Genomic DNA, 24,775 nt, shown 5'->3' with positions numbered 1-24,775 from the left:
GTGACTTGGAACCGGGCCCTACCTGCGGCTATCGGAAGATATGCGTTCGATCTTGCCCCTGTCCCCGCTTTGCCTTGCCGCCAGCCTGTGCGCCACCGTGCCCGCTGCGTTGGCGCAACACGCCCCCCTGCCTGAGGGGCTGGTGGGCGCAGACATTCGCCGTGGCTGGGCGACCGAGACCGGCACTCATATGGCGGCGCTTGATCTGCGGCTGGCGCCCGGCTGGAAAACCTATTGGCGCATGCCCGGCGAGGCCGGCGTGCCACCGGTGTTGAACTTTGCCGGGTCGCATAACCTCAAGGACGTGCGCGTGATCTGGCCTGCGCCCGAAGTGTTTGACCAAAACGGCATGCGCACGGTGGGCTATCACGATGCGCTGCTGTTGCCGCTTGAGATCACCCCGGTTGAGCCGGGCGTGCCGGTGGACCTTGAGGCGCAACTCGATTTCGGCATTTGCCACGAGATTTGCGTGCCGGTTCAGTTGGATCTGTCGGCTTGGCTGGCCGGGCCCGGGGCCCCAGATGGGGACATCTCGGCAGCGCTGGCGGCGGAACCCAAGCCGCGGTCCGGGCTTGCGCGTTGCACCGTGGCGCCGATCCGTGACGGGATGCGGGTCGAGGCACAGATCGACCTGCCCCCCGCCCCCGGCGAAGTGGCGCTTTTGGAATTGCGCTCGCGCCCGATCTGGGTGTCCGATCCGATGATTTCTCGCGACGGCGGCACGCTTCTGGCCAGTGCCGAGTTTGTGCCCGAAACCGGCGCGCCTTTTGCGCTTGACCCGCAGGATTTGCGCATCACAGTGGTGAGCGCGGCGGGGGCGATCGAAATCGACGGCTGCCCCAGCCCGTAAAGCCTATTGCGCGGGCTGCGCCGGCGCGTGCCGTCGGGCAAGCCATGCGGCGCAAAGGCCAGCCAAAACCGTGACCACAAGCGCAAGACCGATGAACTGGCCAAGCGCCATGCCGACGCCCGCGCCCGACCAGATCGCCCGGCCCAGCGTCGCCGCAAAGCCCAGAACCAGCGCCGCGATGGCACCGCCCAGCGCGATCTGCAATCCGCGCCCGGCGCCATGGCCGCCGCGCAAACCGCGCTTGAGCGCCCGGATTGCCCGGCCAAAATCTTGCCCCACGGCCAGCGCTGCCGGCACCACGACCAGCACGATCACCATGCCAAAGGCGAGCCCATAAACCAGCGTGATAACGGTCGGTTTGAGAAACAGCGCCGAAGAGGACCGCTCGTAAAGCAGCGGTCCCAGCCCCAAAACCGTGGTCAACGTCGTCAGCAGCACCGGGCGCAACCGGTCAGCGACCGCGTCGATGATCGCCGGGCGCAAACCGCGTTTGGCGGCATATTCATCGACCGTTGAAATCAGCACGATGGCATCGTTGATGATGATCCCCGTCATCCCGATCAGCCCCACAACCGAGAACATCGACAAGGGCACCCCCCAATGCCAATGGCCCCAGAAGGCACCGATGATCCCAAAGGGAATGACCGACATCACCACCGCCGGGCGCGACCAGGATGAGAAAATCCATGACAGGCACAGATAGATCCCGGTCAGCACCAGCACGAGCCCCAGCAGCGCATCGCCCATGAACTCGCGTTCGCGTTCCGCCGCACCGCCAAGGCTCCAAGTCACACCGCGTTCTTCGGAAATGCGTGGCAGGATGTCCTCGGTCATTTGCCGTTCAATCTCATTGGCGCGCTCGGCATTGTCTTCGGAAATATTGCCCGTGACCTCGATCGAGCGCACGCCATCCTCGCGCCGGATCGTCGAGAAACCGATCTGCGTGCGCGCGCTGACAATATCGGACAAGGGCACCCAATTGCCCGCCGGGGTGCGCATCTGCATGCGGTCCAGAAAATCGGCGGTCAGTTCCGTCTCCGGCATTTCCACCCGGATCGAGGCTTCACGCGTGCCATCGGGGAAGGTCGCCGCCTCGATCCCGTTGAGCCGGGCGCGCAATTCGCGGCTCAGCATGTCGATATCAAAGCCCAGCGCCGCGCCTTGCGGCGTCAGATCAAGGATCAATTCCTGCTTGTCATAGGCCAGATTGTCTTCCAGCGCCGACACTTCGGGGAAGGTGGCCAGCGCCGCTTTCAAATCTTCCGCCGCCTCTTTCAGCACCCGGCTTTCCGCGCCTGCGAATTTGACCGAAATCCCATCGGACGAGGGCCCCGCATGGAACGAGCGGAAGCTAAGTTCCTCGATCAACGGATGGCGCGCGGCGACGGCTTGATAGCGCTGCAAGAAATCCGCCGAGGAATAGCTGCGATAATCCTGATCGATCAATTCGATGGTGATCGCGCCCAGAAGATCGGTATCTTTGCTGTCGGCCGAGGCAAGCGAGCGTCCGACCGCGCCCCCCACTTGGGCCACCACATAGGTCACCGGATTGGTGCCATATTCGTCTTCGTATTGAGCGCCAACCTCATGCGCGGCCTCTTGCAACGCGCGCATCTGCGCCAAGGTGTCCTCGCGGCTTGCGCCCGCCAGCATCGAATAGGCCGCCGACACCATGGAGCGTTCAGGCGGGCTGAAAAAGCGCCATTGCACCGCGCCGCCCACCACCAGCGCGACCGAGGCCACCATCAGCGACAGCGTGCCCGCCAGCACCGCATAGCGTGCCGTCAGCACCATGCGCACGAAGGGGCGCATCACGCGCAGCCGGAACCAGTCGAGCCCCGCATTCACCTGGCGCGAGGGCCAGTCATACCAGCGTTCCTTCGCAGTATGCACCAGCGCATGCGCCATGTGATTGGGCAAAATCAGGAAGCACTCGATCAAAGAGGCCGCCAGAACCGCAATCACCGTCCACGGGATATCGGCCACCATCCGCCCCATCGGCCCGCTCATCATCGTCAGCCCGCCAAAGGCGATAATCGAGGTGATGGACGAGGCCAAAACCGGCGACAGCATCCGCCGCGCACCCTGTTCAGCGGCCAGCACCGGATGCTCGCCCAATTCGCGGGACCGGAAATCGGCATGTTCGCCCACGACGATGGCATCGTCGACCACAATGCCCAGCGTCAAGATCAGCGCGAAAAGCGAGATCATGTTCAACGTCATGCCGCCCATATACATCGCAAAGAGCGCCGCAGCGATGGCGGTGGGAATGCCCATCGCCACCCAAAAGGCTGTGCGCGCGTTCAGGAACAAAAACAAAAGCACCAACACCAAGGCAAGCCCCTGCGTGCCGTTATGGATCAGCAGATCGAGCCGGGCCTGAATCGCCTCGGAGCGCGAGCGGATCAGATCGATCGAGGTGCCCGCGGGCACCGTGGGCTGCATCTGCGCCACCACCGCCTCGACAGTGCGTTGCAGCGCAATCGCATCCCCCTCGGCCGAGCGCGCGACATTGATCGAGATGGCCGGGTTTTCCCCCACGAAATAAGCGCGTTCGCGGTTGCCGCCCTCGACCCGGATCTGCGCCACATCGCCGATGCGCAAAAGTGATCCGTCGCTTTCTTCGCGCAGCACCAATTCGGAGATTGACAGCGCATCGCGCCGTTCCTCGCCGGTGCGCACGCGCTGCGCCCCGCCCGACACATCGCCCGCAGGGGCGGTCGCCGCCTCGGCACCAATCACCGTGGCGATCTCGCTCAGGGTCACATCATGGCGCATCATCTGCACCGTGGGCAGTTCGACCACCGTTTGCGGCGCCAAGAAACCTTGGATCGTGGTGCGCGTCACGCCCTCTGCATATAGCCGGGTGACCAGTTCATCCGCCAGCCGCCCAATCTGTTCGGGCGAGAGCGGACCGTTGATCACCACATCGGTGACCGTGTCGCGCCACGCGCCGCGGGTAATTTCCGGGTCTTCGGCGGCATCGGGCAAGGCCCCCGCCGTGGAAACCGCCTGTTCCACATCGGACACCGCCCGGCTCATATCCCAACTGTCTTCGAACGTCAGCGAGATGCGCGCCGATCCCTCGGTCGAGCGGCTTTCGGATTCGCTGACCCCCTCGACCGCGATCAGCGAAGGTTCCAACACCTGCACGATGGCCCGGTCGATTTCCTCGGCCCCCGCGCCCTCCCAGACCACCGAAACAGTGACCGATTCCTCGATGGAATCGGGAAAGAACTGCGCGCGCATTTTGGGCAGCGTCACCGCCCCCGCCAGCAGCAAAACCACCAAAAGCAGGTTCGCCAGCGTTTTGTGGCGAGTGAATAGCGCAATGATCCCATGCGCCTTGGGCAGCGCCTCGCCCGGGCGGGCAAATTCGCCTTCGGCCATCACAACAGCAGCGGCGGCGGCATTCAACTGGTCGCGTTCGGCGGGGTTGGCCATAGATCAGCCCCCCATCCGCGATTCGATCCGCGCGACCAAATCGGCGGGCACTTGGTCTTGTTGCAACGTGGCCAGCATCCGCGCCTTGGCTTCTGCCGGCATGCGAGGATTGCCCTCGACCGCCGCGATCAGCCGGGCGCGACGGTCGGCATCCAGCGTCACCTGTTCGGGCTTTTGCGGCACAAGCGCCGCACCATCGGTGGCCGCGCGCAGCGGGCGCAGCTTCAGCCCCTCGCCCAACAGCGGTGTGCGTTCGGCCACCACCTCTTGGCCGGATTGCAGACCGGCGGCGCGGATCAGCACATCATCGCCTTGGCGATGCACCACGTCGACCGGCTCGGCCTGCAGGCGCTCTTCGGGCCCCAACACCAACACCTTGCCATCGGGGCCTACGGCGGCCGCGGGCAAAAGCGCGACATTCTCGATCATCGGCATCGCAAGCGTAACGGTCACGAAATCGCCCGCCTTAAGCCCGCGCGTTTCCATCAACCGCGCAAACAGAAGCCGCCCGGCCTGCCCCTCTTCGACTGCCGCACCCGCACGTTCCAGCGTCGCGGGCACGGTGATATGATCTTGCCCCAGATCCAGCGTCACCCGCGCCGTCAACTTGCGCAACGCGCCGGTTTCATCGGTCAGCCGGGCAAATTGCGCGGTCGGCACCCGGAACGACACCTCAAGCGCGCTGGGATCAATCAGCGTGCCCAGAATTTCGTTGTTCGACACAAGCCGGCCCGCGACCGTTTCAACCCCGGAAAGCTGGCCAGTGAATTCGGCGCGAATTTCGGTTTCGTCCAGCTTGCGCTGCGCTTCCGACAGCGCGATCTCCGCGCGCCGCAGGGCATTGCGCGCCTGATCCAGCGCCGCTTCGGCCGAAGACAGCGCCGAGCGGCGGCTGACCACCGCCTGTTCGGCGGCAGAGACGGCCAATTCTGCCGTTTCGATATTGGCGGTGGTGCCAAAACCTTTTTCATCGATGGCGCGCTGACGCTCCAGCGCGGCGCGGCGCAGCTCCGCCTGCCGCTCGGCCGCGGTCAGATCATCGCGCGCCAATGTCAGGCCGCGTTCGGCCAGTGCCAGTTGCGCCTCGGCCTCGGCCTTAGAGGCGGCCGCGGAATCGCGGTTAGCCAAAGCCTCTACCGGATCAAGCCGGGCCAGCACTTCCCCCGCCGCGACCTGCCCGCCTTCCACGAAATTCGGCGACAGATCCATCAGCGTGCCTGCCGCAGGGGCGCGCAATTCCAATTCGCGCAAAGTGCGCACCGCGCCATACGCCGTCAGTTCTGGCTGGCGCGCGGCAAACTCAAGCGCAATCACATTGGCCGCAAACACCCGTTCTTGCGCCGCCCGCATCCGGGCTGGCCCTTGCTTGCGTGCATCGAGCGCCGATTTCATCGTGAAACCGCCCGCCGCCAAAAGCGCGATGGTCAGGGCCGCGAGGAAAAGCCCCGTCAGGGAACGAAAGAGAAAACGCATATCAGGGTCCTGCAGTCGATGGCCGAGGCCGGGCGTGGATCATCCGAAAGTTAGAAAACGGGCGGGTTTGGAAGCATGTGCAACACAGATACGTGCTTGCCACGTGATCCTGTCGCATATCACGAAGAATTCATGGAACTGTTATCGTCCTTGCCCCTACGCCGGGGCATTCAGTCGCGCCCGCAACGCCAACAGGTCTTCCCACACCAACCGTTTGTTGGCCGGGGCACGAAACAGGTTCGCCGGGTGCAAGGTCGGAAGCGTGGGGCGACCAAAAGCTTCGGTCCAAGTGCCGCGCAGCCGGGTGATGCCGCGCTTGCCCAAAGCTGCAGCGCAAGCGGTATTGCCCATCAGAACGATCATATCGGGGTCGATCAGCTCCACATGCCGCGCCAGAAAGGGCAGCATCTGCGCAATTTCCGCCGGTTCCGGGTCGCGGTTGCCCGGGGGGCGCCACGGCAGAACATTCGCAATATAGACCGAACCATTCGGATCAGGCGCGCTGCGGTCCAGCCCCACTGCCGCCAGCATCTTGTCCAGCAGTTGCCCGGCACGGCCAACGAAAGGCTTGCCCTGCAAATCCTCGTCGCGGCCCGGGGCCTCGCCGATCAGCATCACGCGGGCCTTCGGATTGCCATCGGCAAAAACGGTGTTACGCGCCCCTTGTTTAAGCGGGCAATGTTCGTAACCGATGATCGCCTCGCGCAAATCGTCCAGCGTGGCCGCCTTGGCCGCTGCGGCACGCGCCACGGCCACAACATCGACGCTGTCTTCCATCCGCGCCACTGGCACCGGGCGCGCCGGGCTTGGCGCGGGCGCAGGCGTTGCGGGGCGCTCTGGCATCGCCAGCCGGTCGGGCAGATCATAGGCATTGACCGGATCATCGCCCACCGGCGCACTGACCCCCAATTCGACCATCCATTCCAGCGCGGCCAGCGCGGCATCATAGCTTAGATCGGTGGGCGGGTGAGTCTGCATGATTTCTCTATGACATGGCGGCTTGACCCGGTCAAAGCCGCTGGACGCACGCCCCCCCTTTTGCCATAAGCAGCCCCGACAACATCGGAGGAAGTCATGGCTTTCCGCGCCCGCCATCTTCTGGGGATCGAGCATCTCTCCCCCGAGGATATCCGCACCGTCCTCGACCTTGCCGACCGCTATGTCGATCTGAACCGCCGCACCGTCAAACGCACGGATGCACTGGCGGGGCTGACGCAAATCAACATGTTTTTCGAAAACTCGACCCGCACACAGTCGAGTTTCGAGCTTGCGGGCAAGCGCCTTGGCGCCGATGTGATGAACATGTCGATGCAGACATCGAGTGTGAAAAAGGGCGAAACGCTGATCGATACGGCGATGACACTCAATGCGATGCACCCCGATCTGCTGGTGGTGCGGCATGGGTCATCGGGCGCGGTCGATCTGCTGGCGCAAAAGGTCAATTGCGCGGTGGTCAATGCGGGCGACGGCAAGCATGAACACCCCACCCAAGCGCTTTTGGATGCGCTGACAATCCGGCGCGCCAAGGGACGAATTCAGCGCCTTACGGTGGCGATTTGCGGCGATGTCGCGCACAGCCGGGTGGCACGGTCGAACCTTTTGCTTCTGGGCAAGATGGAAAACCGCGTCCGGCTGGTCGGCCCGCCGACGCTGATGCCCTCGGGCTTTGACAATATCGGCGCCGAAGTGTGCCAAGACATGCGCGAGGGCCTGCGCGACGCCGATGTGGTGATGATGCTGCGGCTGCAACGCGAACGGATGGATGGCGGGTTCATCCCGTCAGAACGCGAATATTTCCACCGCTACGGGCTGGATGCCGAAAAACTCGCCTATGCGAAAGATGATGCCATCGTCATGCACCCCGGCCCGATGAACCGGGGCGTTGAAATTGATGGCACGATTGCCGATGACATCAACCGCTCGGTGATTCAGGAACAGGTGGAAATGGGCGTTGCCGTGCGCATGGCGGTGATGGACCTTCTGGCGCAAAACCTGCGCGCCGAGCGGGGCCGCGCCGCGACGGAGGGCGTGCATGTCTAAGATGCCCCGCGACGAGGTTCTGAACTATCGCCCTGGCACCGAAAGCGAATTGCCGCTGGAGCCGGGCGAGCAGGTCGCGCAAGTCTTTTTGGCCGATGCGCGGCGCTATTACTATGACCATCTTGTTCTGGGCGGCATCGGCGCGGTTTTGGTGTCGGCGGTGCTGGTCTGGCTGGGCAAGACCGATCAGGTTCTGGTTGCGGTGATCGCGATCATCGTGGGCATGGTTTTGCGCGCGCTTTATTTCCGCTCCGAAGCTTTTGCCCGGCGCTGGCAATTGACCGACCGGCGGCTGATCGGCCCGCAAGGGCGGCAGGTGATGCTGCTTGAAATTGAGACCGTGCGCTCGCTGATGGGCGATGTGCAGATCGTCACCAAATCGGGCGGAAAACACCTGATCCGGCATCTGGCCGAGGCCGCGCCCGTGGTGGCCGCGATTGAAGCGGCCAAGGCCCGCCGCGCCAAGGTGGTAACATGAGACCACCGCGCCCCCTGCCCCGCGCCGAGCGGGACAAAGAACCGGTGGTTTTGCATGAACCGCCACCGCCGATTCCGCAAACGGAGCCGGCGCCCGCCCCGGATACCGTGCCCGCGGGTTGGGAAGGGATCATGCAACCCGGTGAGCAGATTTTGTGGCGCGGCAGACCAGTGCGCCGGATCAAATGGCTTAAGCTGCTCCTTGCCTCTGTTTTCGGCTTTTTCTTTGCCGGCTTTGCGCTGTTTTGGATGATTATGGCGGCCCAAGATGGCGGCTTTGCTTGGATGTTCGGGCTGATCCATTTCTCGGTGGGCGTCGGGGTCGTCGCGGTTGCGGTTTTGGATGAACGGATGCGGCTGCGCGAGACCTGGTTCACGCTGTCCGATCGCGCCGCCTATATCGCGCGGCGGCATTGGTGGAAGGGCAAGATCCTTGACACCTATCCGATCACGGCGAACATGCCGATCCGGCTTGGCGGCGGTGACAAGGCGGGCGATGTAATTTTTGCCACCAAGCGGGTAAAAACCAAGAACGGCTATTCCACCCAGAATATCGGCTTTCTTGATATCGCGCAGGCCCCCGAAGTGTTTGCGCTGCTGAAATACGCCCGGGAGGCGCTTCAATGACCCTGTTTTTGCAAAACGCCCGTGTGATCGACCCCGAGGCGCAAACCGAAACCGAGGCAAACCTTGTGATCGATGGCGGCATCATCGCGGCCATCGGGCAGATGCAGGCGCCCGCCGGGGCCGAAGTGATTGACTGCGGCGGCAAATGCTTGGCCCCCGGCATCGTCGATATTGGCGTCAAAATTGGAGAGCCGGGCGAGCGGCACCGCGAAAGCTTCCGCACCGCAGGCCAAGCGGCGGCGCGCGGCGGCATCACAACGGTGATTGCCCGGCCCGACACCGCCCCCGCGATTGATACCCCCGAAGTGCTGGAATTCGTCACCCGTCGCGCGGCAGAGGCGCCGGTGCGCATCCGCCATATGGCCGCGCTGACCAAAGGCCGCGAAGGCCGTGAGATGACCGAGATCGGCTTCTTGATGGATGCAGGCGCGGCAGCCTTTACCGATTATGACCGCGTCACCACCGACACCAAGGTGCTCTCGCGTGCCTTCACCTATGCCAAAAGCTTGGGCGCGCTGGTGATCTGTCACCCGCAAGAACCGGGGCTGTCGAAAGGGGCGGCCGCGACCTCGGGCAAATTTGCCAGCCTGCGCGGCTTGCCCGGCGTGTCGGCCATGGCCGAGCGGATGGGTTTTGACCGTGATATGGCCTTGGTCGAAATGACGGGCGTGCGCTACCACGCCGATCAGATCACCACCGCGCGGGCGTTGCCCGCACTCCAACGCGCCAAAGCGAATGGGCTAAGGGTAACGGCGGGGGTCTCGGTCCATCACCTGACGCTGAATGAATTCGACGTGGGCGACTATCGCACCTTCTTCAAGCTGACCCCCCCCTTGCGATCTGAAGATGACCGGCTTGCCGTGGTGCAGGCGGTCGCGGAAGGGGTGATTGACATCATCTGTTCCATGCACACACCGGCGGATGAAGAAAGCAAGCGGCTGCCGTTCGAAGAAGCCGCTGCGGGGGCCGTCGGGCTTGAAACGCTGCTGCCCGCCGCGCTGCGGCTTTATCACGCGGGCAACCTGAGCCTGCCGCAACTTTTCCGCGCGCTCGCGCTCAACCCCGCCAAGCTGCTGGGGCTGCCGCAAGGCCGTATTTGCGAGGGTGCGCCCGCCGATTTGGTGCTTTTTGATGCCGATGCGCCCTTTGTGCTGGACCGCTTCGGCCTCGCGTCGAAATCGAAGAACACACCCTTTGACGGCGCCCGGCTCAGCGGGAAGGTGCTTGCCACTTTCGTCGGCGGGGTGCAGGTTTTCGGGCAGGCTGGGCAATAAGACTCGGCACCGAGGCACGAGAGAAAAGGGACACAGATGGCGGATCTGCACGCGGGGGCGGCGCTTTTGCTGGCGGTGGCGGGATTGGGCTACCTGATCGGCTCGGTGCCGTTTGGGGTGGTCATCACCAAGCTGATGGGGCTGGGCGATCTGCGCCAGATCGGCTCGGGCAATATTGGTGCGACCAATGTGCTGCGCACCGGCAACAAGGCGGCGGCGGCGACGACGCTGGTGCTGGATGGGGCCAAGGGCGCCATTGCGGTGGTTTTGGCGCGGCTGGTTTTGGGCAGCGAAACGGCGGCCATCGTCGCCGGTGGCGCGGCCTTCTTTGGCCATCTTTACCCGGTCTGGCTGAAATTTCGCGGCGGCAAGGGCGTCGCAACCTTCCTTGGCACGTTGATCGCCTTGCATTGGCTTTTGGGGCTCGCGGCCTGTGGCGTCTGGCTGATCACCGCCGCCGTTTGGCGCATTTCCTCGCTGTCGGCCTTGGTGGCAGCGGCGGCTTCGGTGCCGCTGGCGTGGCTGCTTTCGGATCAAAAGCTGATGCCGATTTGCGCGCTGATGGCGGTGCTGATCTTCTGGCGTCACCGTGCCAATATCGCGCGGATCACCGCCGGGACGGAACCAAAGATCGGCAAGAAGGGTTGATTTTCAGCACTGTCACGCGCCTGATGCGCGTGTGTCCAATAGGGGGCTGAAATGAATTTGATCACTTCTGTCAAAACCTGTTTTCGTAAATATGCCACGTTCCGGGGCCGCGCACCCCGGTCCGAATTCTGGTGGTTCGTTCTGTTCTTCATGCTGGGTTCGATCGTGCTGGCCACGATTGAAACCGCCCTTCTCGGCATTGGCGACGTCAGCCATGTGCGGGGCGGCTATGAATGGCACTCCAACGGCGGGCCGCTGTCGGGGCTTTTTGCCTTGGGGATGCTTTTGCCGATGCTGGCAGTCACCGTGCGCCGCCTGCATGATGTGGGCAAATCGGGCTGGTTCATCTTGATTGGGCTGATCCCGCTGATCGGCTCTTTGGTGCTGCTGTATTTCTACGTGCAACCGTCGCAGCAGGGGTCGAACAGCTTTGGCGCATCGCCCGAGGGTGGCCCCCCGCCGCTGCCCTAACTGCCGCAGCCGTAACTGGATAAGAAAGGGGGCCCAAGCGGCCCCCTTCGTCTTAGTAGCTGTATTCGCCGTAAATCCGGCTCAGATCGCCCTGCCAATGGCCGTGGTATTTCTCCAACAGCTTGTCTGCGGGCACCATGCCGGTGTCGATGCTTTCTTCCAGCGCGTTGAGGAAATAGGTCTCGTCCGGGATCAACCCGCCGGCGCCGGCAATGCCGCGCGCGGCAAGCCCGGATTTGGAAATCGCCACCACTTCGCGGGCAAGGTCATGCATCTTGAGGCCATTCACCTCGCCTTGCAGCGCCTCTTTGGCCGCAACCCGGCGCAAGCCCTCACGGGTGTCTTCATCCCAGCCTTTGACCAGATCCCAGGCTGCATCCAGTGCGCTTTGATCATACATCAGCCCGACCCAAAGCGCGGGCAGCGCACAAAGCCGCCGCCACGGGCCGCCATCGGCGCCGCGCATCTCGATGTATTTCTTCACCCGTGCCTCGGGGAAGACCGTGGTCAGATGGTCCGCCCAGTCCGACAGCGTCGGCTTTTCACCGGGCAGCGCAGGCAATTCGCCCTTCAGAAAATCGCGGAAAGATTGCCCCAAAGCATCGATATATTTGCCATCGCGATAGACGAAATACATCGGCACATCGAGCACGTAATCCACGTAACGCTCATAGCTCATGCCATCTTCAAAGAAGAACGGCAGCATGCCGGTGCGCGACGCATCGAGGTTTTGCCAAATATGGCTGCGCCACGATTTCATTCCGTTGGGCTTGCCATCCAAGAAGGGCGAATTGGCAAAAAGCGCGGTCGCAACGGGCTGCAACGCCAAAGCCACGCGCATCTTTTGCACCATATCGGCCTCGGACGCGAAGTCGAGGTTCACCTGAACCGTGCAGGTCCGATACATCATGGTTTTGCCCATGGTGCCGACCTTATCCATGTAACTGGTCATCAACCGATAGCGGCCCTTGGGCATCATCGGCATCTCGTCCTGCGCCCATTCGGGGGCGGCGCCCAGACCAATGAACCGCGCGCCAATCCGGTCGGCGATCCGGTGCACCTCGGTCAGGTGTTCATTCACCTCTTGGCAGGTCTGGTGCAGGTTTTCGAGCGGCGCGCCGGACAGTTCCAACTGCCCCCCCGGTTCAAGGCTAACATTGGCGCCATTGCGCACCAGCCCGATGATATGGCCGTCTTCGCGCACCGGCTCCCAATCAAAGACCTCTGCCAGCCCTTCCAGCATCGCCCGGATCGAACGCGGGCCGTCATAGGGCAATGGCTTCAGCCCGTCCTTGCAATAGCCGAATTTCTCATGCTCGGTGCCGATACGCCACTCGTCCTTGGGTTTCTCACCCGCCGCAAGATATTCGGCCAGTTGCGCGAAATCCTCGATCGGGCCGCCGCCCTGCTGCGGAATGGACATGGGGAGACCCTTCTTATGGTTGCGCGCACACAGGTGGCGCTTGGCCAAGCGCAAGTCAAGGCGGATCGTCTTGCCAAGTTACCGGCGGCGCCACAGGCTTTGTGCGGTGGTGCGCGATGTCAGCGCCGCGCTGAGCGCGCCCATATCAATGCCCGGCAGCGCGGCAAAGGCATCATATAGCTTTTCCGCCCCAGCGGCAGCCACCGGCACCAAAAGCGCCTGCCCCTGTGCGGATTTCAGCCGCCAGACCGGCTGACCGTGCAACTGTAAAAGCCGGATCTCCACCAAATCCTCAAGCGCGATATAGCCGCCCAGCACCGCGCCGCCGGTGCCGTAATAACCAATCCGTCCCTCATCCAGGTCGACCAGCCCCGGCTCAGAAACCGGGCGAGCAAAGCGGCTGCGCCGCCACGCCAGCAACACCCAGATCGCGCAAATCGCCCCCAACAAAAGCCCAAAGGCGGCCAGAAACCACCCCCCGCGCGTGCCGATCCAAACCGACAGCGCCAAACAGGCCGCCGCGCTATAGGTCTCGCGGTGGTGGGTGATATGGTCGCGCAGCTCGGGGCGGATCACATCCAATCCCCAAGGGCGGATTGCCAAAGCGTGATCGCCGCGCAGGCGGCGGTATCGGCGCGCAAGATGCGCGGCCCAAGCGAAACCGGGGTCACAAACGGCAAGCCGCGCAATTGCGCACGCTCTTTTTCCGAAAAGCCGCCCTCAGGCCCCACCAGAATCGCCCAAGGGCCGGGGTTCAGCCCCGCCAGCGTCTGCGCCGGACCGACCAGACTTTCATCACCCCAAAGAATACGCCGCGCCGGATCCCAGTCTTTCAAAAGCGCCTGCAATGGCTGCAAGTCCCTGACTTCAGGGACATACGTACCAAGACATTGCTCCGCCGCTTCTAAGGCATGGGCTTGCAACCGGTCTTGGCGAATGCGGCTGGCATTGGTGAAATCTGTTTGCACTGGCAAGATTTTGGCACAGCCCAGTTCGGCGGCCTTTTCGACGATGAAATCGGTGCGCTCTTTTTTGATCGGCGCAAAAATCAGCCACAGATCGGGCGGGTTAAGCTGCGGCGCGGCTTGGCCAAGGCAAGACAAGCGTCCGGCCTTTTTCGCGGCTTCGACGACCTCGGCCGTCCACTCGCCATCGCGGCCATTAAAAAGCGCCACCCGCGCGCCCACGTCAAGCCGCATCACCGAAAACAGGTAATGCGCCTGATCGGCATTTAGGGGCACGGCTTGCCCCGGCCCCAAAGGGTGCTCTACACAGAGTCGTATTTTGGCACGTTCCATGGGGCGAGACTATGACCGGCAAAAGCGAAACGCCAGAGGCACAAATCACCGGGCAAGTGGCAGATGCCTATCGCGGCAATTGGGTGGACCATACCGCCCCGGCCTTTTCCCGGCCTTACCTGCGGCTGTCGCGCGCCGACCGGCCCATCGGCACATGGCTTTTGCTGCTGCCGTGCTGGTGGGGCATCGCGCTGGCGGCGGCCACCGATGGGCTGCGGCTTTTCGATCTGTGGTTGGCCTTGGGCTGCGCGATCGGCGCCTTTTTGATGCGCGGGGCAGGCTGCACATGGAACGACATCACCGACCGCGACATCGATGACAAGGTCGCGCGCACCCGGTCGCGCCCGATCCCTTCGGGGCAGGTGACGGTGAAACAGGCGATTGGCTGGATGGTGATCCAGACCGGGATTGCCGCGCTGATCCTGTTTACCTTCAACTGGGCCGCCATCGGCATGGGCATCCTCGCGCTAGGTCCGGTGGCGATCTATCCTTTCGCCAAGCGTTTCACATGGTGGCCGCAAGTGTTCTTGGGCATTGCCTTTAACTGGGGCGCGCTTCTGGGTTGGGTTGCGCATACCGGCAGCCTGTCTTGGGCGGCGGTTGCGCTTTACCTGTCGGGTCTTGTGTGGACGCTGTTTTATGACACGATCTATGCCCATCAAGACAAGGAAGACGACGCGCTGATCGGGGTCAAATCCACCGCGCGGCTGTTTGGCACGCAAACCCCGCGCTGGCTGGCGCTGTTCACCGTTTTGGTCGTGGTGCTGATGACGGCGGCCGTGCTGATCGCACTGTTGCCGCTGGGCAATCCGCTGGTTTTGGTCGTTGGGCTTGCGGCGCCTTGGGCGATGGGCTGGCACATGGTCGGGCAGATGAGGCGGCTTGATATCGACGATGGCGATATCTGCCTCGATCTTTTCCGCAAAAGCCGGAACACCGGCCTTTTGGCTGCGCTGTTTCTTGCCGGTTCGGCAATCCTTTGATTGATCCTGAAAACTCACGCTCTTAAGAGAACTCGACCCCAAGGGCAGGAGATCAAAACGACATGCGCGCCCGCACAACAGCCCTGACCGCCACCGCCTTTGTCTTTGCGCTGGTGCTGTTTGCTTTCGTGGCCGGCGGCGCCGCCACGATCATCGAACAGCGCACCCGCAAAGCGGTGCGGCTTGCGCTTGAGGCCGATGGCCATTCCTGGGTGCAGGTGCATACCGACGGGCTTTTGGTCAGCCTTGTGGGCACCGCCCCGTCAGAGGCGGAAAGGTTTCGCACGCTCACGCTGGTGTCGAGCATCGTCGACAGTTCGCGTATCGTCGACAACACCGATGCCGAGGTGGTCAAGGCAATCACCCCGCCGGAATTTTCCTTGCAGCTTTTGCGCAATGACGAGGGAATTTCGCTGATCGGCCTTGTGCCAACAGCGACAGACCGCGCAGCGCTGCTCGACCGCCTGACCGCGCTTGCGGGCGCTGAAAATGTCACCGACATGCTGGAAAGCGCGGATTACCCGGTGCCCGCAGGCTGGAATGCCGCGTTCGATTTCGGCATCGCTACGCTGGAAGATTTGCCGCGCGCCAAAGTGTCGATTGATCCCGGTCATATCGCGGTGGAAGCGATCACCGACAGCCCAGAGGAAAAGGCCCGGATCGAGGCGGACCTGACCCGTGCCCGCCCCGAGGACGTGCGCCTTGATGCCAAGATTTCCGCCCCGCGCCCGGTGATCACCCCCTTTACGCTGCGCTTCTTGATCGATGACGAAGGGGCGCGCTTCGATGCCTGCTCCGCCGATACCGAGCGCACACGCGCGCGCATTCTGACGGCCGCGCGCCAAGCGGGCGCGATGGGAGATCTGGATTGCACGATCGGCATGGGCACCCCCTCGCCGCAATGGGGCGATGCGGTGGTGATGACCCTTGGCGCGCTGAAGGATCTGGGGGCGGGGACGGTCACCTTTTCCGATGCCGATATCGTTCTCGTTGCAGCCGAAGAGGTCACCCCCGACACCTTTGACAACGTGGTGGGCGCGCTGGAATCGAACCTGCCGGGCGTCTTTTCCCTAAAGGCGGAATTGACCCGCAAGGCAGAGGCTGGCAGCGAAGTGCCGGAATTCTCGGCGCAATTGGGCGACGATGGCAAAGTGGAGCTGCGCGGGCGCGTCAGCTCTGAACGCACCCGCGAAGCGCTGGAAAGCTTTGCGCGGGCGCAATTCGGTGCCACTGCCGTTTATGCCGCAACCCGTGTCGATGACGGGCTGCCGCAAGGCTGGCCGGTGCGCACGATCACTGCGCTTGAAGCCTTGGGCGTGCTGCATGAGGGCAGCGTGACCGTCACCCCGACCCTGGTTCGGCTTGGCGGCATCACCGGCGACCGGCAAGCCTCTGACAAGGTCGCGCGGCTTTTTGCGCAGCGGCTGGGCGAAGAGGCGCGGATCGAATTGGCGGTGAAATACGACAAGCGGCTTGACCCGACGCTGGCGCTGCCCGATGGGCCGGAATGCGTGACCCGGCTCAATGCCATTCTGGACGCCGCCAAGATCACCTTTGAGCCCGCCTCGTCCAATATCCCCGAAGGCGATGGGCCGCAGATCGATGCCTTGGCGCGGGTGATGCAGCAATGTCAGGATTTCCGCATGGAAGTGGCGGGCCATACCGACAGCCAAGGCAGCGAAGAGGGCAATTTACGGCTCAGCCAACAACGCGCGCAGGCGGTCTTGCGGGCGCTGCGCGAGCGGCGCGTATTGACCGGCAACCTTGTCGCACGCGGCTATGGCGAAACTCAGCCGATTGCCGATAATGAGACCGAAGAGGGGCGTGAAGCGAACCGGCGCATCGAATTCGTACTGCTGGATGCGGCGCCGGTGAATGTGCCCGAGCCGGTGGATCTGCCGGTGTCCGAAGGCGCGCTGGCGGCCCCCGAACTGGACGCAGCCCTGCCCGATCTGGAAGACGCCACGCAAGAGGATGGCGCGCCGATGGAAGACGCGCATGGCGAGCCGATGCCCGAGTCGGACGCCGCGACAGACGCGGCCCCGACCGAGGAAGCGCCCGAGGCACAGCCCAGCCCCCCCGAAACCACGACGGCCGCCACACCCGAGGCGGAGCCCGCCTCCACGCCCGAGACTGGAGCTGAGGCGGACACGCCTGCCCCCGCCGAAGCGGCCCCCGACGCGCCAACAGCCGGGGGGACTGCCGCGCCCGAAACCACTGCGCCCGAAACCGAGCCCCCAGAAGCGGATGCGGTAGAAACGGCGCCCGCCGAAACAGACGCCGAAGACACCGCACCGCCCGCGCCTGCCGCCCCGGCCATCGAGATTCCCGTCAGCCCTGCGGCGCAATCGCCCGGGCGCCCGAAACCGCGCCCAGAGGGCCTTGGCCCGTCCGCAAACTGAGGAGAGCCGCGCATGAACAGAACCGAATTCGTCATCGCCACCGCGATCATCCTCTTCGTGGCCTTCTGTCTGGGCTGGTTCGCCTCTTGGCTGATCCATCGCCTGACCCGCGTCACGGCGGCAGACATGGGCGAACTGGAACAAATGGCGCAAGCGCTGCACGAAGCCGAAGAGGTGCGCGATCAAGCGATTGCCTATGTCGAAAGCCGGGAAACGGAACTGGTGAACCAGCTCAACCAGACCGAGGCAGAGTTGCGCGCCGCTATGGACGGGCTGCGCGATGCCCGCCACGAGGCCGAGGAATTGCGCGCCTATATCGAGAAAATGCAGGGCAGCTAACCCCCGGCGCGCAGATCAGACACGCGCGCGCCTGCGAATGCCGCAGTTTGCAACGGCGCGGGGTCTTTTCAGGGCACGGGGCGGATATGCGGGGCCGCCGCGATCACCAGATCATCCAACCCGGCGCCCCCTGCTGCGACATGCGCCAAAAGCGCTGCCCGCATCGGTGCGGCCCAATTGTCTGAAATATGCGCGGCCACCCCCGCCGCCCGGTCGCCCGGCTGCACCGCGAAAAAGGCGGCGATCTGATTGGCCATTCGGATCAGTTTCTCATCGCTCATGCCTGCTCCTTACGAAGGGGTGAATAGGGTCGGCCCGTCGGGCCCGCGCGCCACGAGCGCGAGCCCCGCCGATTGCGCCTGCGCCACCGCCAAGGCGGTCGGGGCCGAGGGCGCAATGAGTGCCCGCGCACCGATCATCGCCGCCTTTTGCACCAGATCCACCGACAGCCGCGAGGTCAGCACCAAGGCTCCCGCACCCGGATTATGGCCGGCGCGCGCCAAGCCCCCCGCCAATTTATCGAGCGCATTATGCCGCCCGACATCTTCGCGCGCACAGATCAGCGCGCCATTCGCCCAAAACCCCACCGCATGCGCCGCCCGCACGGCATCTTGCAAGGGCTGCGCCGCGCGCAACGCCGCCAATGCGGTGTCGGCCACAGCGGTCAGGCTCTGGGGGGCGGAGGCGCCCGCGCCTTGGGGCGCCTGCGGCAGCGGGCGCAAAGCCTCGGCCAGACTTTCGATCCCGCACAAACCGCAGCCGACCGGCCCCGCCATCACCCGCCTGCGCGCCTTGAACCGCGCCGCAGCCGGCCCTGCGAGCCAACCGCGCAGCTCGATCCCGTTGTCCTGCCGCACCACCTCATGGCGCAAAATCTCGCCCGGCGTGCCGATCAGCCCCTCGGTCAGCGCAAAGCCAATCAGAAAATCTTCCAGATCGCAGGGCGTCGCCATCATCACCGCTTGCGTCACCCCGTCAAAGACAAGCGCAAGGGGCACTTCTTCGGCCAAAACCGCTGCCCCGCCCATGGGCAGCGGCACCCGCACCGCCCCGGGCGGCAGGCTCATTGTGCCGCCTCGATCCGCCGCGCGGCCTTTGCCTGCGCGGCATAATCCTGCTGCCACGCCGCGGGGCCGTTCGACAAGGCCACCTGCACCGCTGTCACCTTGTATTCCGGGCAATTTGTGGCCCAATCCGAATTATCGGTGGTCACCACATTGGCCTGCGTATCGGGATGGTGGAAGGTGGTATAGACGACACCGGGGCTTACCCGATCGGTCACCGTGGCGCGCAGGCTGGTTTCCCCCGCGCGCGAGGCAAGACGCACCCAATCCCCGTCGACGATGCCGCGTGTTTCGGCATCGCTTGGGTGAATCTCTAGCCGGTCTTCGCCATGCCACGCCACATTCTCGGTGCGCCGGGTCTGCGCGCCGACGTTATATTGGCTCAGGATCCGCCCAGTGGTCAGCAAAAGCGGAAAGCGCGGTCCGGTTTTTTCATCCGTCGCCAGATAGGCGGTGCGAATGAACCGCCCCTTACCGCGCACAAACCCCTCGACATGCATCACCGGCGAGCCTTCGGGCGCCGCGTCATTGCAGGGCCATTGCACCGAGCCGCGCGCCTCCAGCAGGTCATAGGTCACATTGGCAAAGCCCGGCGTGGTCGCGGCGATCTCATCCATGATCTCGCGCGGGTGGCTATAGGTCCAGCCCGCGCCCAAAGCATTGGCCAAAAGCTGCGTCACCTCCCAATCGGCATAGCCATTCTTGGGCCGCATCACCCGCCGCACGCGGTTGATGCGCCGTTCCGCATTGGTGAAGGTGCCATCCTTTTCCAAGAAGGTGGAGCCGGGCAGGAAGACATGGGCGTAATTGGCGGTCTCGTTCAAAAACAGATCATGCACGATCACGCAATCCATCGCCGCCAAACCCGCCGCGACATGGCGGGTATCGGGGTCCGATTGCAGGATGTCTTCGCCCTGCACGTAAAGCGCCTTGAACTGCCCCGCCACAGCGGCATCGAGCATGTTGGGAATGCGCAGGCCCGGTTCGGACGATAATGCCACCCCCCAAGCCTTTTCAAACAAGCCCCGCGCCGCATCATCCGCAACATGGCGATAGCCCGGCAGTTCATGCGGGAAAGAGCCCATATCGCACGAGCCTTGGACGTTGTTTTGGCCGCGTAGCGGGTTCACCCCCACGCCGGGGCGGCCAATGTTGCCCGTCATCATTGCAAGGTTCGCAATCGCAATCACCGTGGTCGACCCTTGCGAATGCTCGGTCACGCCGAGGCCGTAATAGATCGCGGCCTTGGGCGCGGCTGCATAGGCGCGGGCGGCTTCGCGCAGCGTTTCAGCCGGAACGCCAGTCAGGCTTTCGACGGACTCTGGCCCGTAGTCGGGGTTTGACACGAACTCGGCATAATCGGCCCATTCCTCTGCGTCGCAACGCTCTGCAATGAACGCGGCATCATAAAGCCCCTCGGTCACGATCACATGCGCAAGCGCGACCAGAACCGCCACATTGGTGCCGGGGCGCAAAGGCAAGTGCCAGCTGTCGCCCATATGCGCCGTTTCCAGAAGGTCGATCCGGCGTGGGTCAATGACGATCAGCTTGGCCCCCGCCCGCAACCGCTTGCGCAGCCGCGCAGCAAAGACCGGATGCCCATCGGTCGGGTTTGCGCCAATCACCAGTGCCAGATCGGTCTGTTCGACACTGTCAAAATCTTGCGTGCCCGCCGAAGTGCCAAAGGTCTGTTTCAGCCCATAGCCCGTGGGCGAATGGCACACCCGCGCACAGGTATCGGTGTTGTTGGTGCCGAAAACCGCGCGCGCGAGCTTTTGCACCAGATAGGTTTCTTCGTTGGTGCAGCGCGACGAGGTGATCACGCCAAGCGCATCGGGCCCGTGGGCCGCACGCGCCGCATTCAGCCGCGCGGCGGTGAAATGCAGCGCCTCTTCCCAACTCACTTCCCGCCAAGGATCGGAAACCTTTTCGCGGATCATCGGCTTCAAAATCCGGTCACGGTGCGTGGCATAGCCATAGGCGAAGCGGCCCTTCACGCAGCTATGGCCGCGGTTCGCCGCGCCGCCCTTCCACGGCACCATCCGCACCAGTTCCTCGCCGCGCATATGCGCTTCAAAGCTGCACCCCACCCCGCAATAGGCACAGGTGGTGACCACTTTGCGCTCCGGCGTGCCAATCTCTTCGACCGATTTTTCCACCAAGGTCGCGGTGGGGCAGGCCTGCACGCAAGCCCCGCAAGACACGCAATCCGAGGCCATGAAATTATCGGCCGCGGGCGAAATCCGGGCCTCAAACCCCCGGCCATCCACCGTCAGCGCAAAGGTCCCCTGCACCTCTTCGCAAGCCCGCACGCAGCGCATGCAGACGATGCACTTCGCCGGGTCATAGCTGAAATAGGGGTTCGAGGTGTCTTTGGGGATGTAACGCGGATTCGCCGCGCCCCCCTGACGCACCTCAAAATGGTTCTCGCCCTTGGTATAGCGCACCTCGCGCAGGCCCACGGCCCCGGCCATATCCTGCAATTCGCAATCGCCATTGGCCGCACAGGTCAAACAATCGAGCGGGTGATCCGAGATATAAAGCTCCATCACACCGCGACGGAGTTTTTGCAGCTGCGGTGTTTGCGTTTGCACCTGCATCCCCGGCGCCACGGGCGTGGTGCAAGACGAGGGCGTGCCGCGCCGCCCCTCGATCTCGACCATGCACAACCGGCACGAGCCCACAGGCTCCACACTGTCGGTGGCGCAAAGCTTCGGGATCGAAATGCCAGCCTTTGCCGCCGCGCGCATCACCGAGGTGCCCGCAGGCACCGTGACGGTGATCCCGTCGATATCTAGCGTGACCGGCGCGCCGTGGCGCGCGGGCGTGCCCATATCCTGGGTCCAATCGAGCGGGGGGATGATCAGATCTTTCATTCGGCAGCCTCCCGCGCCACGGGGAAATCTTGCGGAAAATGACGGATCGCGCTTTGCACCGGATAAGGGGTGAAACCGCCCAAGGCACAAAGCGAGCCGTATTTCATCGTGTCACACAAATCGTCTAGCAGCGGGAGCGCGGTTGCATCCCCCGCCGCGATCCGGTCGAGCGTTTCGACCCCGCGCACCGCGCCAATACGGCACGGCGTGCAGGTGCCACAGCTTTCCACAGCGCAAAATTCCATCGCGAAGCGCGCCAGTTGCAGCATATCGGCGCTGTCGTCATGCACCACCAAGCCTGCATGCCCCACGAGCCCGCCCTGCCCCGCAAAAAGTTCATAGCAAAACGGCAGGTCGAAATCGGCTTGCGGGTGATAGGCCCCCAAGGGGCCGCCCACCTGCACCGCTTTCACCGGGCGGCCCGAGGCGGTGCCGCCGCACACCCCCACGACCAATTCCCCCAAGGTGATGCCGAAGCCGGTTTCAAAAAGCCCGCCATATTTGACATTGCCACCCACCTGCAGCGGGATCGTGCCGCGCGACCGGTCGATGCCAAAGCGTTGATAAGCTTGCCCACCATGCGCCATAATCCATGGCACAGCGGCCAGCGACAACAGGTTGTTGACCACCGTGGGATGGCCAAACAGCCCCTCGAGCGCGGGCAAGGGCGGTTTCGGGCGCACCGTGCCGCGTTTGCCCTCGATCGAATTGAGCATCGCGGTTTCTTCGCCGCAAACGTAGGCGCCCGCGCCCACCCGGACCTCCAGCGCGAAGCCCGCCTCGGCCAAGAGGCCCGCTGTTTCCGCCAGCGCAATGGCCTTGCGCATCACGCGGACGCAATCGGGATATTCCGACCGGATATAGATATAGCCTTGGGTCGCGCCGACCGCGTGACCGGCAATCGCCATGCCTTCGATCAGGCAAAACGGGTCGCCCTCGATCAGCATCCGGTCGGCGAAAGAGCCGCTATCGCCTTCATCCACGTTGCAAACAATGTATTTCTGGGGCGCCTCTGCCTCCAGCACGGTGCGCCATTTGATCCCGGTGGGAAAGCCCGCGCCGCCGCGCCCGCGCAGCCCCGAGGCGGTGATTTCTTCGACCACGCTGGCAGGGGCCATGGCCAGCGCCTTGCGTAGCCCCTCCCAACCGCCGGCGGCCTGATATTGATCAAGGCTGAGCGGCTCGATCTGGCCACATCGCGCAAAGGTCAGCCGGGTCTGGCGTTTGAAAAAGGGGATTTCCTCGACCAGCCCCAGCGCTTTGGGATGGCGCTCCGGATCGTCAAAGAGTGCGGGCACATCGGCCACGGTCATAGGGCCGAAACCAACCCGCCCGGCCTCGGTTTCCACCTCGACCAGCGGTTCCAGCCAGACCATCCCGCGCGAGCCGTTGCGGCAAATCTCGATCTGTTGTCCGCGCACAGCCGCCTGCGCCGCGATGGCCGCCACCAAAGGCTCCGCCCCACAGGCCTTGGCCGCCGCATCCGATGGCACCCATAGCTTCATTGGCGCACCTCCGCCGCAATCGCATCCACCGCCGCCGCATCCAGCCGCCCGATCAGACGGTCATTCACCATTGCAGCCGGCGCGCAGGCACAAAGGCCAAGGCAATAGGTCGCCTCTAACGTAATATCTTGCTTGGTTTCGCCCAGCTTCAGGCCCAGCGCGGCCTCTAGCCGCGCCTGAAGGCCGACCCCGCCCATCGCCTGACAGGCTTCGGCGCGGCACAGTTTGATGACATGCTTGCCCGCAGGCGCACGACGGAAATCATGGTAGAACCCCACGACCCCAGCCACCTCGGCCCGGCTTAGCCGCAAAGCGGCGCCGATCGGTTCCAGCGTGTCGTCGGGGATATGTCCATAAGCCTCCTGCACATCATGCAAGATCGGCAAAAGCGCCCCTTCCCGCCCCTGATGGGCCGTCAGGATGGCGCGCAGGCGCGCGAAATCTGTCATGTGGTCCTCCCGGCTCCAGACTGAGACGAAGCGCCGCATCTGGCAAGGCGATTTCCGACACCCCAGCGCCCGGAAACGAAATGCGCCCCAATCGCGGGCCTTGCGTGTTTTCACGGCCTGCCCGCTTGCCCCTGTGCCAGCCAGCGCCTACATCGGGGCCATGGAGATGCCGCGCTTGCCCAAACTGCCCTTTCTGTCCCGTCCGCCCAAAGTGGCGGTGCTTCGGCTGCATGGCGCGATTGGCGCGGTGCGGCCCGGTGCCTCTGGCCTGTCGGATGCGGGACTTGCGCCGCTGATCGAGCGCGCTTTTACCAAGGGCAAACCGGCGGCAGTGGCGCTGATCATCAATTCGCCCGGCGGCTCGCCGGTGCAATCCTCACTTATCGGGCGACGCATCCGCCATTTCGCCGAAGAGACCGGCGTGCCGGTGCATGCTTTTGTCGAGGACGTGGCTGCCTCGGGCGGCTATTGGCTGGCCTGTGCTGCCGATGACATTTGGGCCGATGAGGCCTCGATCGTCGGCTCCATCGGGGTGATTTCGGCGGGCTTTGGCTTTGCCGATCTGATCGAGCGCTATGGGATCGAGCGGCGCGTGCATACGGCAGGCGCCTCGAAAAGCACGCTTGACCCGTTCCGCCCCGAAAAGGCCGAGGATGTGGCCCGGCTTGAGACCCTGCTCGAAGATATTCACCGCGGTTTCAAATCTTGGGTGACAGAGCGACGCGGCGCACGGCTTTCCCAAGACAAGGATCTGTTCACTGGGGAATTCTGGACCGGGTCGCTGGCACTGCGCAGCGGGCTGATTGACGGGATCGCCCATCCTTTGCCGAAACTGCGCGACCTTTACGGCGACAAGGTGAAGCTCGTGACCTATGGCCAGCGGCGTTCGCTTTTGCGCCGGTTCGGCCTGACCCTTTCAGCCGAGACCGCACAGGCGCTGGTCAGCGCGGCCGAAGAACGCGCGCTTTGGGCGCGGTTTGGATTGTAAGCGCATGCTGATCAAGATCATGTCCCTGTTTTTGGTCGCCATGGTCGGCTTGGCGCTGTTTGGACGGTTGCGCCTTCCGGGGCGCAAACGCGCGCGCCTGAACCGCCATTGTCCGCGGTGCGGACGCCCGAAAATCGGACCGGG

Annotated in this window: 22 protein-coding genes; 11 read left to right on the top strand and 11 right to left on the bottom strand. The window is 63.9% G+C overall.

The annotated features are described in order from the left end of the window. Positions 1-40: 40 nt before the first annotated feature. A complete protein-coding gene (locus tag CKO11_RS01815; RefSeq protein ID WP_223632213.1) occupies positions 41-850 on the top strand; it encodes a protein-disulfide reductase DsbD domain-containing protein in 810 nt (269 codons plus the stop codon). A 3-nt stretch (positions 851-853) separates the two neighbouring features. On the opposite strand, the gene CKO11_RS01810 is transcribed toward CKO11_RS01815, so the two are convergent. From CKO11_RS01810 to CKO11_RS01800, 3 genes are all read right to left on the bottom strand, one after another. Continuing rightward, complete coding sequence (locus CKO11_RS01810; protein WP_223632352.1) at positions 854-4,240, bottom strand: efflux RND transporter permease subunit; 3,387 nt, start codon at positions 4,238-4,240, stop codon at positions 854-856. 57 nt (positions 4,241-4,297) lie between these two features. Further along, positions 4,298-5,767, bottom strand: a complete 1,470-nt coding sequence (locus tag CKO11_RS01805; RefSeq protein WP_223632211.1) for an efflux RND transporter periplasmic adaptor subunit — start codon at positions 5,765-5,767, stop codon at positions 4,298-4,300. A 156-nt stretch (positions 5,768-5,923) separates the two neighbouring features. Beyond that, complete coding sequence (locus tag CKO11_RS01800; RefSeq protein WP_223632209.1) at positions 5,924-6,745, bottom strand: uracil-DNA glycosylase family protein; 822 nt, start codon at positions 6,743-6,745, stop codon at positions 5,924-5,926. Positions 6,746-6,841: 96 nt separating this feature from the next. Between CKO11_RS01800 and CKO11_RS01795 the strand changes: the two genes are divergently transcribed. The 6 genes from CKO11_RS01795 to CKO11_RS01770 all read left to right on the top strand — a co-directional run bounded on the left by CKO11_RS01795 (position 6,842) and on the right by CKO11_RS01770 (position 11,304). Further along, positions 6,842-7,807: an aspartate carbamoyltransferase catalytic subunit gene (locus tag CKO11_RS01795; RefSeq protein ID WP_223632207.1), complete on the top strand. Its 966-nt coding sequence runs from the start codon at positions 6,842-6,844 to the stop codon at positions 7,805-7,807. Then, positions 7,800-8,285 carry a hypothetical protein gene (locus tag CKO11_RS01790; RefSeq protein ID WP_223632204.1) on the top strand — a complete coding sequence of 162 codons (486 nt, stop codon included), beginning with the start codon at positions 7,800-7,802 and terminating at the stop codon, positions 8,283-8,285. Before CKO11_RS01795 ends, CKO11_RS01790 begins: the two co-directional genes overlap by 8 nt. A 131-nt stretch (positions 8,286-8,416) precedes the next feature. After that, positions 8,417-8,911, top strand: a complete 495-nt coding sequence (locus CKO11_RS01785; protein WP_223632202.1) for an aspartate carbamoyltransferase catalytic subunit — start codon at positions 8,417-8,419, stop codon at positions 8,909-8,911. Further along, entirely contained in the window at positions 8,908-10,185 is a 1,278-nt protein-coding gene (pyrC, locus tag CKO11_RS01780; RefSeq protein ID WP_223632200.1) for a dihydroorotase, read from the top strand. Before CKO11_RS01785 ends, pyrC begins: the two co-directional genes overlap by 4 nt. A 36-nt stretch (positions 10,186-10,221) precedes the next feature. Then, complete coding sequence (gene plsY / locus CKO11_RS01775) at positions 10,222-10,833, top strand: glycerol-3-phosphate 1-O-acyltransferase PlsY (RefSeq protein ID WP_223632198.1); 612 nt, start codon at positions 10,222-10,224, stop codon at positions 10,831-10,833. Between the two features lie 51 nt (positions 10,834-10,884). Next, the gene (locus CKO11_RS01770) at positions 10,885-11,304 is read left to right on the top strand and encodes a DUF805 domain-containing protein (RefSeq protein WP_223632196.1); all 420 of its coding nucleotides are present in this window, start codon (positions 10,885-10,887) and stop codon (positions 11,302-11,304) included. Between the two features lie 52 nt (positions 11,305-11,356). Here CKO11_RS01770 and CKO11_RS01765 read toward each other — a convergent pair whose 3' ends face one another. The 3 genes from CKO11_RS01765 to CKO11_RS01755 all read right to left on the bottom strand — a co-directional run bounded on the left by CKO11_RS01765 (position 11,357) and on the right by CKO11_RS01755 (position 14,025). After that, on the bottom strand, positions 11,357-12,727 hold the full coding sequence (locus tag CKO11_RS01765) for a glutamate--cysteine ligase (RefSeq protein WP_223632194.1): 1,371 nt from the start codon (positions 12,725-12,727) through the stop codon (positions 11,357-11,359). 78 nt (positions 12,728-12,805) lie between these two features. After that, positions 12,806-13,303 carry a hypothetical protein gene (locus CKO11_RS01760; protein WP_223632192.1) on the bottom strand — a complete coding sequence of 166 codons (498 nt, stop codon included), beginning with the start codon at positions 13,301-13,303 and terminating at the stop codon, positions 12,806-12,808. After that, positions 13,300-14,025 (bottom strand): 16S rRNA (uracil(1498)-N(3))-methyltransferase, encoded by a 726-nt coding sequence (locus CKO11_RS01755; protein ID WP_223632191.1) that lies wholly within the window; start codon positions 14,023-14,025, stop codon positions 13,300-13,302. Before CKO11_RS01755 ends, CKO11_RS01760 begins: the two co-directional genes overlap by 4 nt. An 11-nt stretch (positions 14,026-14,036) precedes the next feature. Between CKO11_RS01755 and ubiA the strand changes: the two genes are divergently transcribed. The 3 genes from ubiA to CKO11_RS01740 all read left to right on the top strand — a co-directional run bounded on the left by ubiA (position 14,037) and on the right by CKO11_RS01740 (position 17,749). After that, entirely contained in the window at positions 14,037-15,008 is a 972-nt protein-coding gene (ubiA, locus tag CKO11_RS01750) for a 4-hydroxybenzoate octaprenyltransferase (RefSeq protein WP_223632190.1), read from the top strand. A 62-nt stretch (positions 15,009-15,070) separates the two neighbouring features. Beyond that, positions 15,071-17,410 carry an OmpA family protein gene (locus tag CKO11_RS01745; protein ID WP_223632189.1) on the top strand — a complete coding sequence of 780 codons (2,340 nt, stop codon included), beginning with the start codon at positions 15,071-15,073 and terminating at the stop codon, positions 17,408-17,410. A gap of 12 nt (positions 17,411-17,422) precedes the next feature. Then, positions 17,423-17,749, top strand: coding sequence for a hypothetical protein (locus tag CKO11_RS01740; protein ID WP_223632188.1), 327 nt, complete (start codon positions 17,423-17,425; stop codon positions 17,747-17,749). A gap of 68 nt (positions 17,750-17,817) precedes the next feature. Here the strand turns inward: CKO11_RS01740 and CKO11_RS01735 are convergent, their stop codons facing one another. Genes CKO11_RS01735 through CKO11_RS01715 form a run of 5 tightly spaced genes read right to left on the bottom strand, consistent with a single transcriptional unit; the run spans position 17,818 to position 23,643 of the window. After that, positions 17,818-18,030, bottom strand: a complete 213-nt coding sequence (locus tag CKO11_RS01735; RefSeq protein WP_223632187.1) for a formate dehydrogenase subunit delta — start codon at positions 18,028-18,030, stop codon at positions 17,818-17,820. A 9-nt stretch (positions 18,031-18,039) separates the two neighbouring features. Then, positions 18,040-18,816 carry a formate dehydrogenase accessory sulfurtransferase FdhD gene (fdhD, locus tag CKO11_RS01730; RefSeq protein WP_223632186.1) on the bottom strand — a complete coding sequence of 259 codons (777 nt, stop codon included), beginning with the start codon at positions 18,814-18,816 and terminating at the stop codon, positions 18,040-18,042. Then, a complete protein-coding gene (fdhF, locus tag CKO11_RS01725; RefSeq protein WP_223632185.1) occupies positions 18,813-21,689 on the bottom strand; it encodes a formate dehydrogenase subunit alpha in 2,877 nt (958 codons plus the stop codon). Before fdhF ends, fdhD begins: the two co-directional genes overlap by 4 nt. Next, positions 21,686-23,194, bottom strand: coding sequence for a formate dehydrogenase beta subunit (locus CKO11_RS01720; protein WP_223632184.1), 1,509 nt, complete (start codon positions 23,192-23,194; stop codon positions 21,686-21,688). The genes fdhF and CKO11_RS01720 overlap by 4 nt, the downstream gene beginning before the upstream one ends. Continuing rightward, entirely contained in the window at positions 23,191-23,643 is a 453-nt protein-coding gene (locus CKO11_RS01715) for a formate dehydrogenase subunit gamma (protein ID WP_223632183.1), read from the bottom strand. Before CKO11_RS01715 ends, CKO11_RS01720 begins: the two co-directional genes overlap by 4 nt. A gap of 166 nt (positions 23,644-23,809) precedes the next feature. Between CKO11_RS01715 and CKO11_RS01710 the strand changes: the two genes are divergently transcribed. Then, the gene (locus tag CKO11_RS01710) at positions 23,810-24,631 is read left to right on the top strand and encodes a S49 family peptidase (RefSeq protein WP_223632182.1); all 822 of its coding nucleotides are present in this window, start codon (positions 23,810-23,812) and stop codon (positions 24,629-24,631) included. Positions 24,632-24,775: the final 144 nt, after the last annotated feature.

The sequence above is a fragment of the Rhodobacter sp. TJ_12 genome (assembly GCF_020023995.1).
In the GTDB taxonomy this organism is placed as follows: Bacteria; Pseudomonadota; Alphaproteobacteria; order Rhodobacterales; family Rhodobacteraceae; genus Rhodobacter.
The sequence above is the reverse complement of the archived record's forward strand: the minus strand, read 5'-3'. Positions and strand labels throughout refer to the sequence as shown.

Bases quoted from the DNA above. Each gene is read 5' to 3' on its own strand.
- CKO11_RS01765 (WP_223632194.1), bottom strand. From the start codon at position 12,727: ATGTCCATTCCGCAGCAGGGCGGCGGCCCGATCGAGGATTTCGCGCAA.
- pyrC (WP_223632200.1), top strand. From the start codon at position 8,908: ATGACCCTGTTTTTGCAAAACGCCCGTGTGATCGACCCCGAGGCGCAA.
- plsY (WP_223632198.1), top strand. From the start codon at position 10,222: ATGGCGGATCTGCACGCGGGGGCGGCGCTTTTGCTGGCGGTGGCGGGA.
- CKO11_RS01805 (WP_223632211.1), bottom strand. From the start codon at position 5,767: ATGCGTTTTCTCTTTCGTTCCCTGACGGGGCTTTTCCTCGCGGCCCTG.
- fdhF (WP_223632185.1), bottom strand. From the start codon at position 21,689: ATGAAAGATCTGATCATCCCCCCGCTCGATTGGACCCAGGATATGGGC.
- CKO11_RS01720 (WP_223632184.1), bottom strand. From the start codon at position 23,194: ATGAAGCTATGGGTGCCATCGGATGCGGCGGCCAAGGCCTGTGGGGCG.
- CKO11_RS01715 (WP_223632183.1), bottom strand. From the start codon at position 23,643: ATGACAGATTTCGCGCGCCTGCGCGCCATCCTGACGGCCCATCAGGGG.
- fdhD (WP_223632186.1), bottom strand. From the start codon at position 18,816: ATGAGCCTGCCGCCCGGGGCGGTGCGGGTGCCGCTGCCCATGGGCGGG.
- CKO11_RS01790 (WP_223632204.1), top strand. From the start codon at position 7,800: ATGTCTAAGATGCCCCGCGACGAGGTTCTGAACTATCGCCCTGGCACC.
- CKO11_RS01785 (WP_223632202.1), top strand. From the start codon at position 8,417: ATGCAACCCGGTGAGCAGATTTTGTGGCGCGGCAGACCAGTGCGCCGG.
- CKO11_RS01740 (WP_223632188.1), top strand. From the start codon at position 17,423: ATGAACAGAACCGAATTCGTCATCGCCACCGCGATCATCCTCTTCGTG.
- CKO11_RS01745 (WP_223632189.1), top strand. From the start codon at position 15,071: ATGCGCGCCCGCACAACAGCCCTGACCGCCACCGCCTTTGTCTTTGCG.
- CKO11_RS01810 (WP_223632352.1), bottom strand. From the start codon at position 4,240: ATGGCCGAAGGCGAATTTGCCCGCCCGGGCGAGGCGCTGCCCAAGGCG.
- ubiA (WP_223632190.1), top strand. From the start codon at position 14,037: ATGACCGGCAAAAGCGAAACGCCAGAGGCACAAATCACCGGGCAAGTG.
- CKO11_RS01815 (WP_223632213.1), top strand. From the start codon at position 41: ATGCGTTCGATCTTGCCCCTGTCCCCGCTTTGCCTTGCCGCCAGCCTG.
- CKO11_RS01735 (WP_223632187.1), bottom strand. From the start codon at position 18,030: ATGAGCGATGAGAAACTGATCCGAATGGCCAATCAGATCGCCGCCTTT.
- CKO11_RS01770 (WP_223632196.1), top strand. From the start codon at position 10,885: ATGAATTTGATCACTTCTGTCAAAACCTGTTTTCGTAAATATGCCACG.
- CKO11_RS01710 (WP_223632182.1), top strand. From the start codon at position 23,810: ATGCCGCGCTTGCCCAAACTGCCCTTTCTGTCCCGTCCGCCCAAAGTG.
- CKO11_RS01795 (WP_223632207.1), top strand. From the start codon at position 6,842: ATGGCTTTCCGCGCCCGCCATCTTCTGGGGATCGAGCATCTCTCCCCC.
- CKO11_RS01755 (WP_223632191.1), bottom strand. From the start codon at position 14,025: ATGGAACGTGCCAAAATACGACTCTGTGTAGAGCACCCTTTGGGGCCG.
- CKO11_RS01800 (WP_223632209.1), bottom strand. From the start codon at position 6,745: ATGCAGACTCACCCGCCCACCGATCTAAGCTATGATGCCGCGCTGGCC.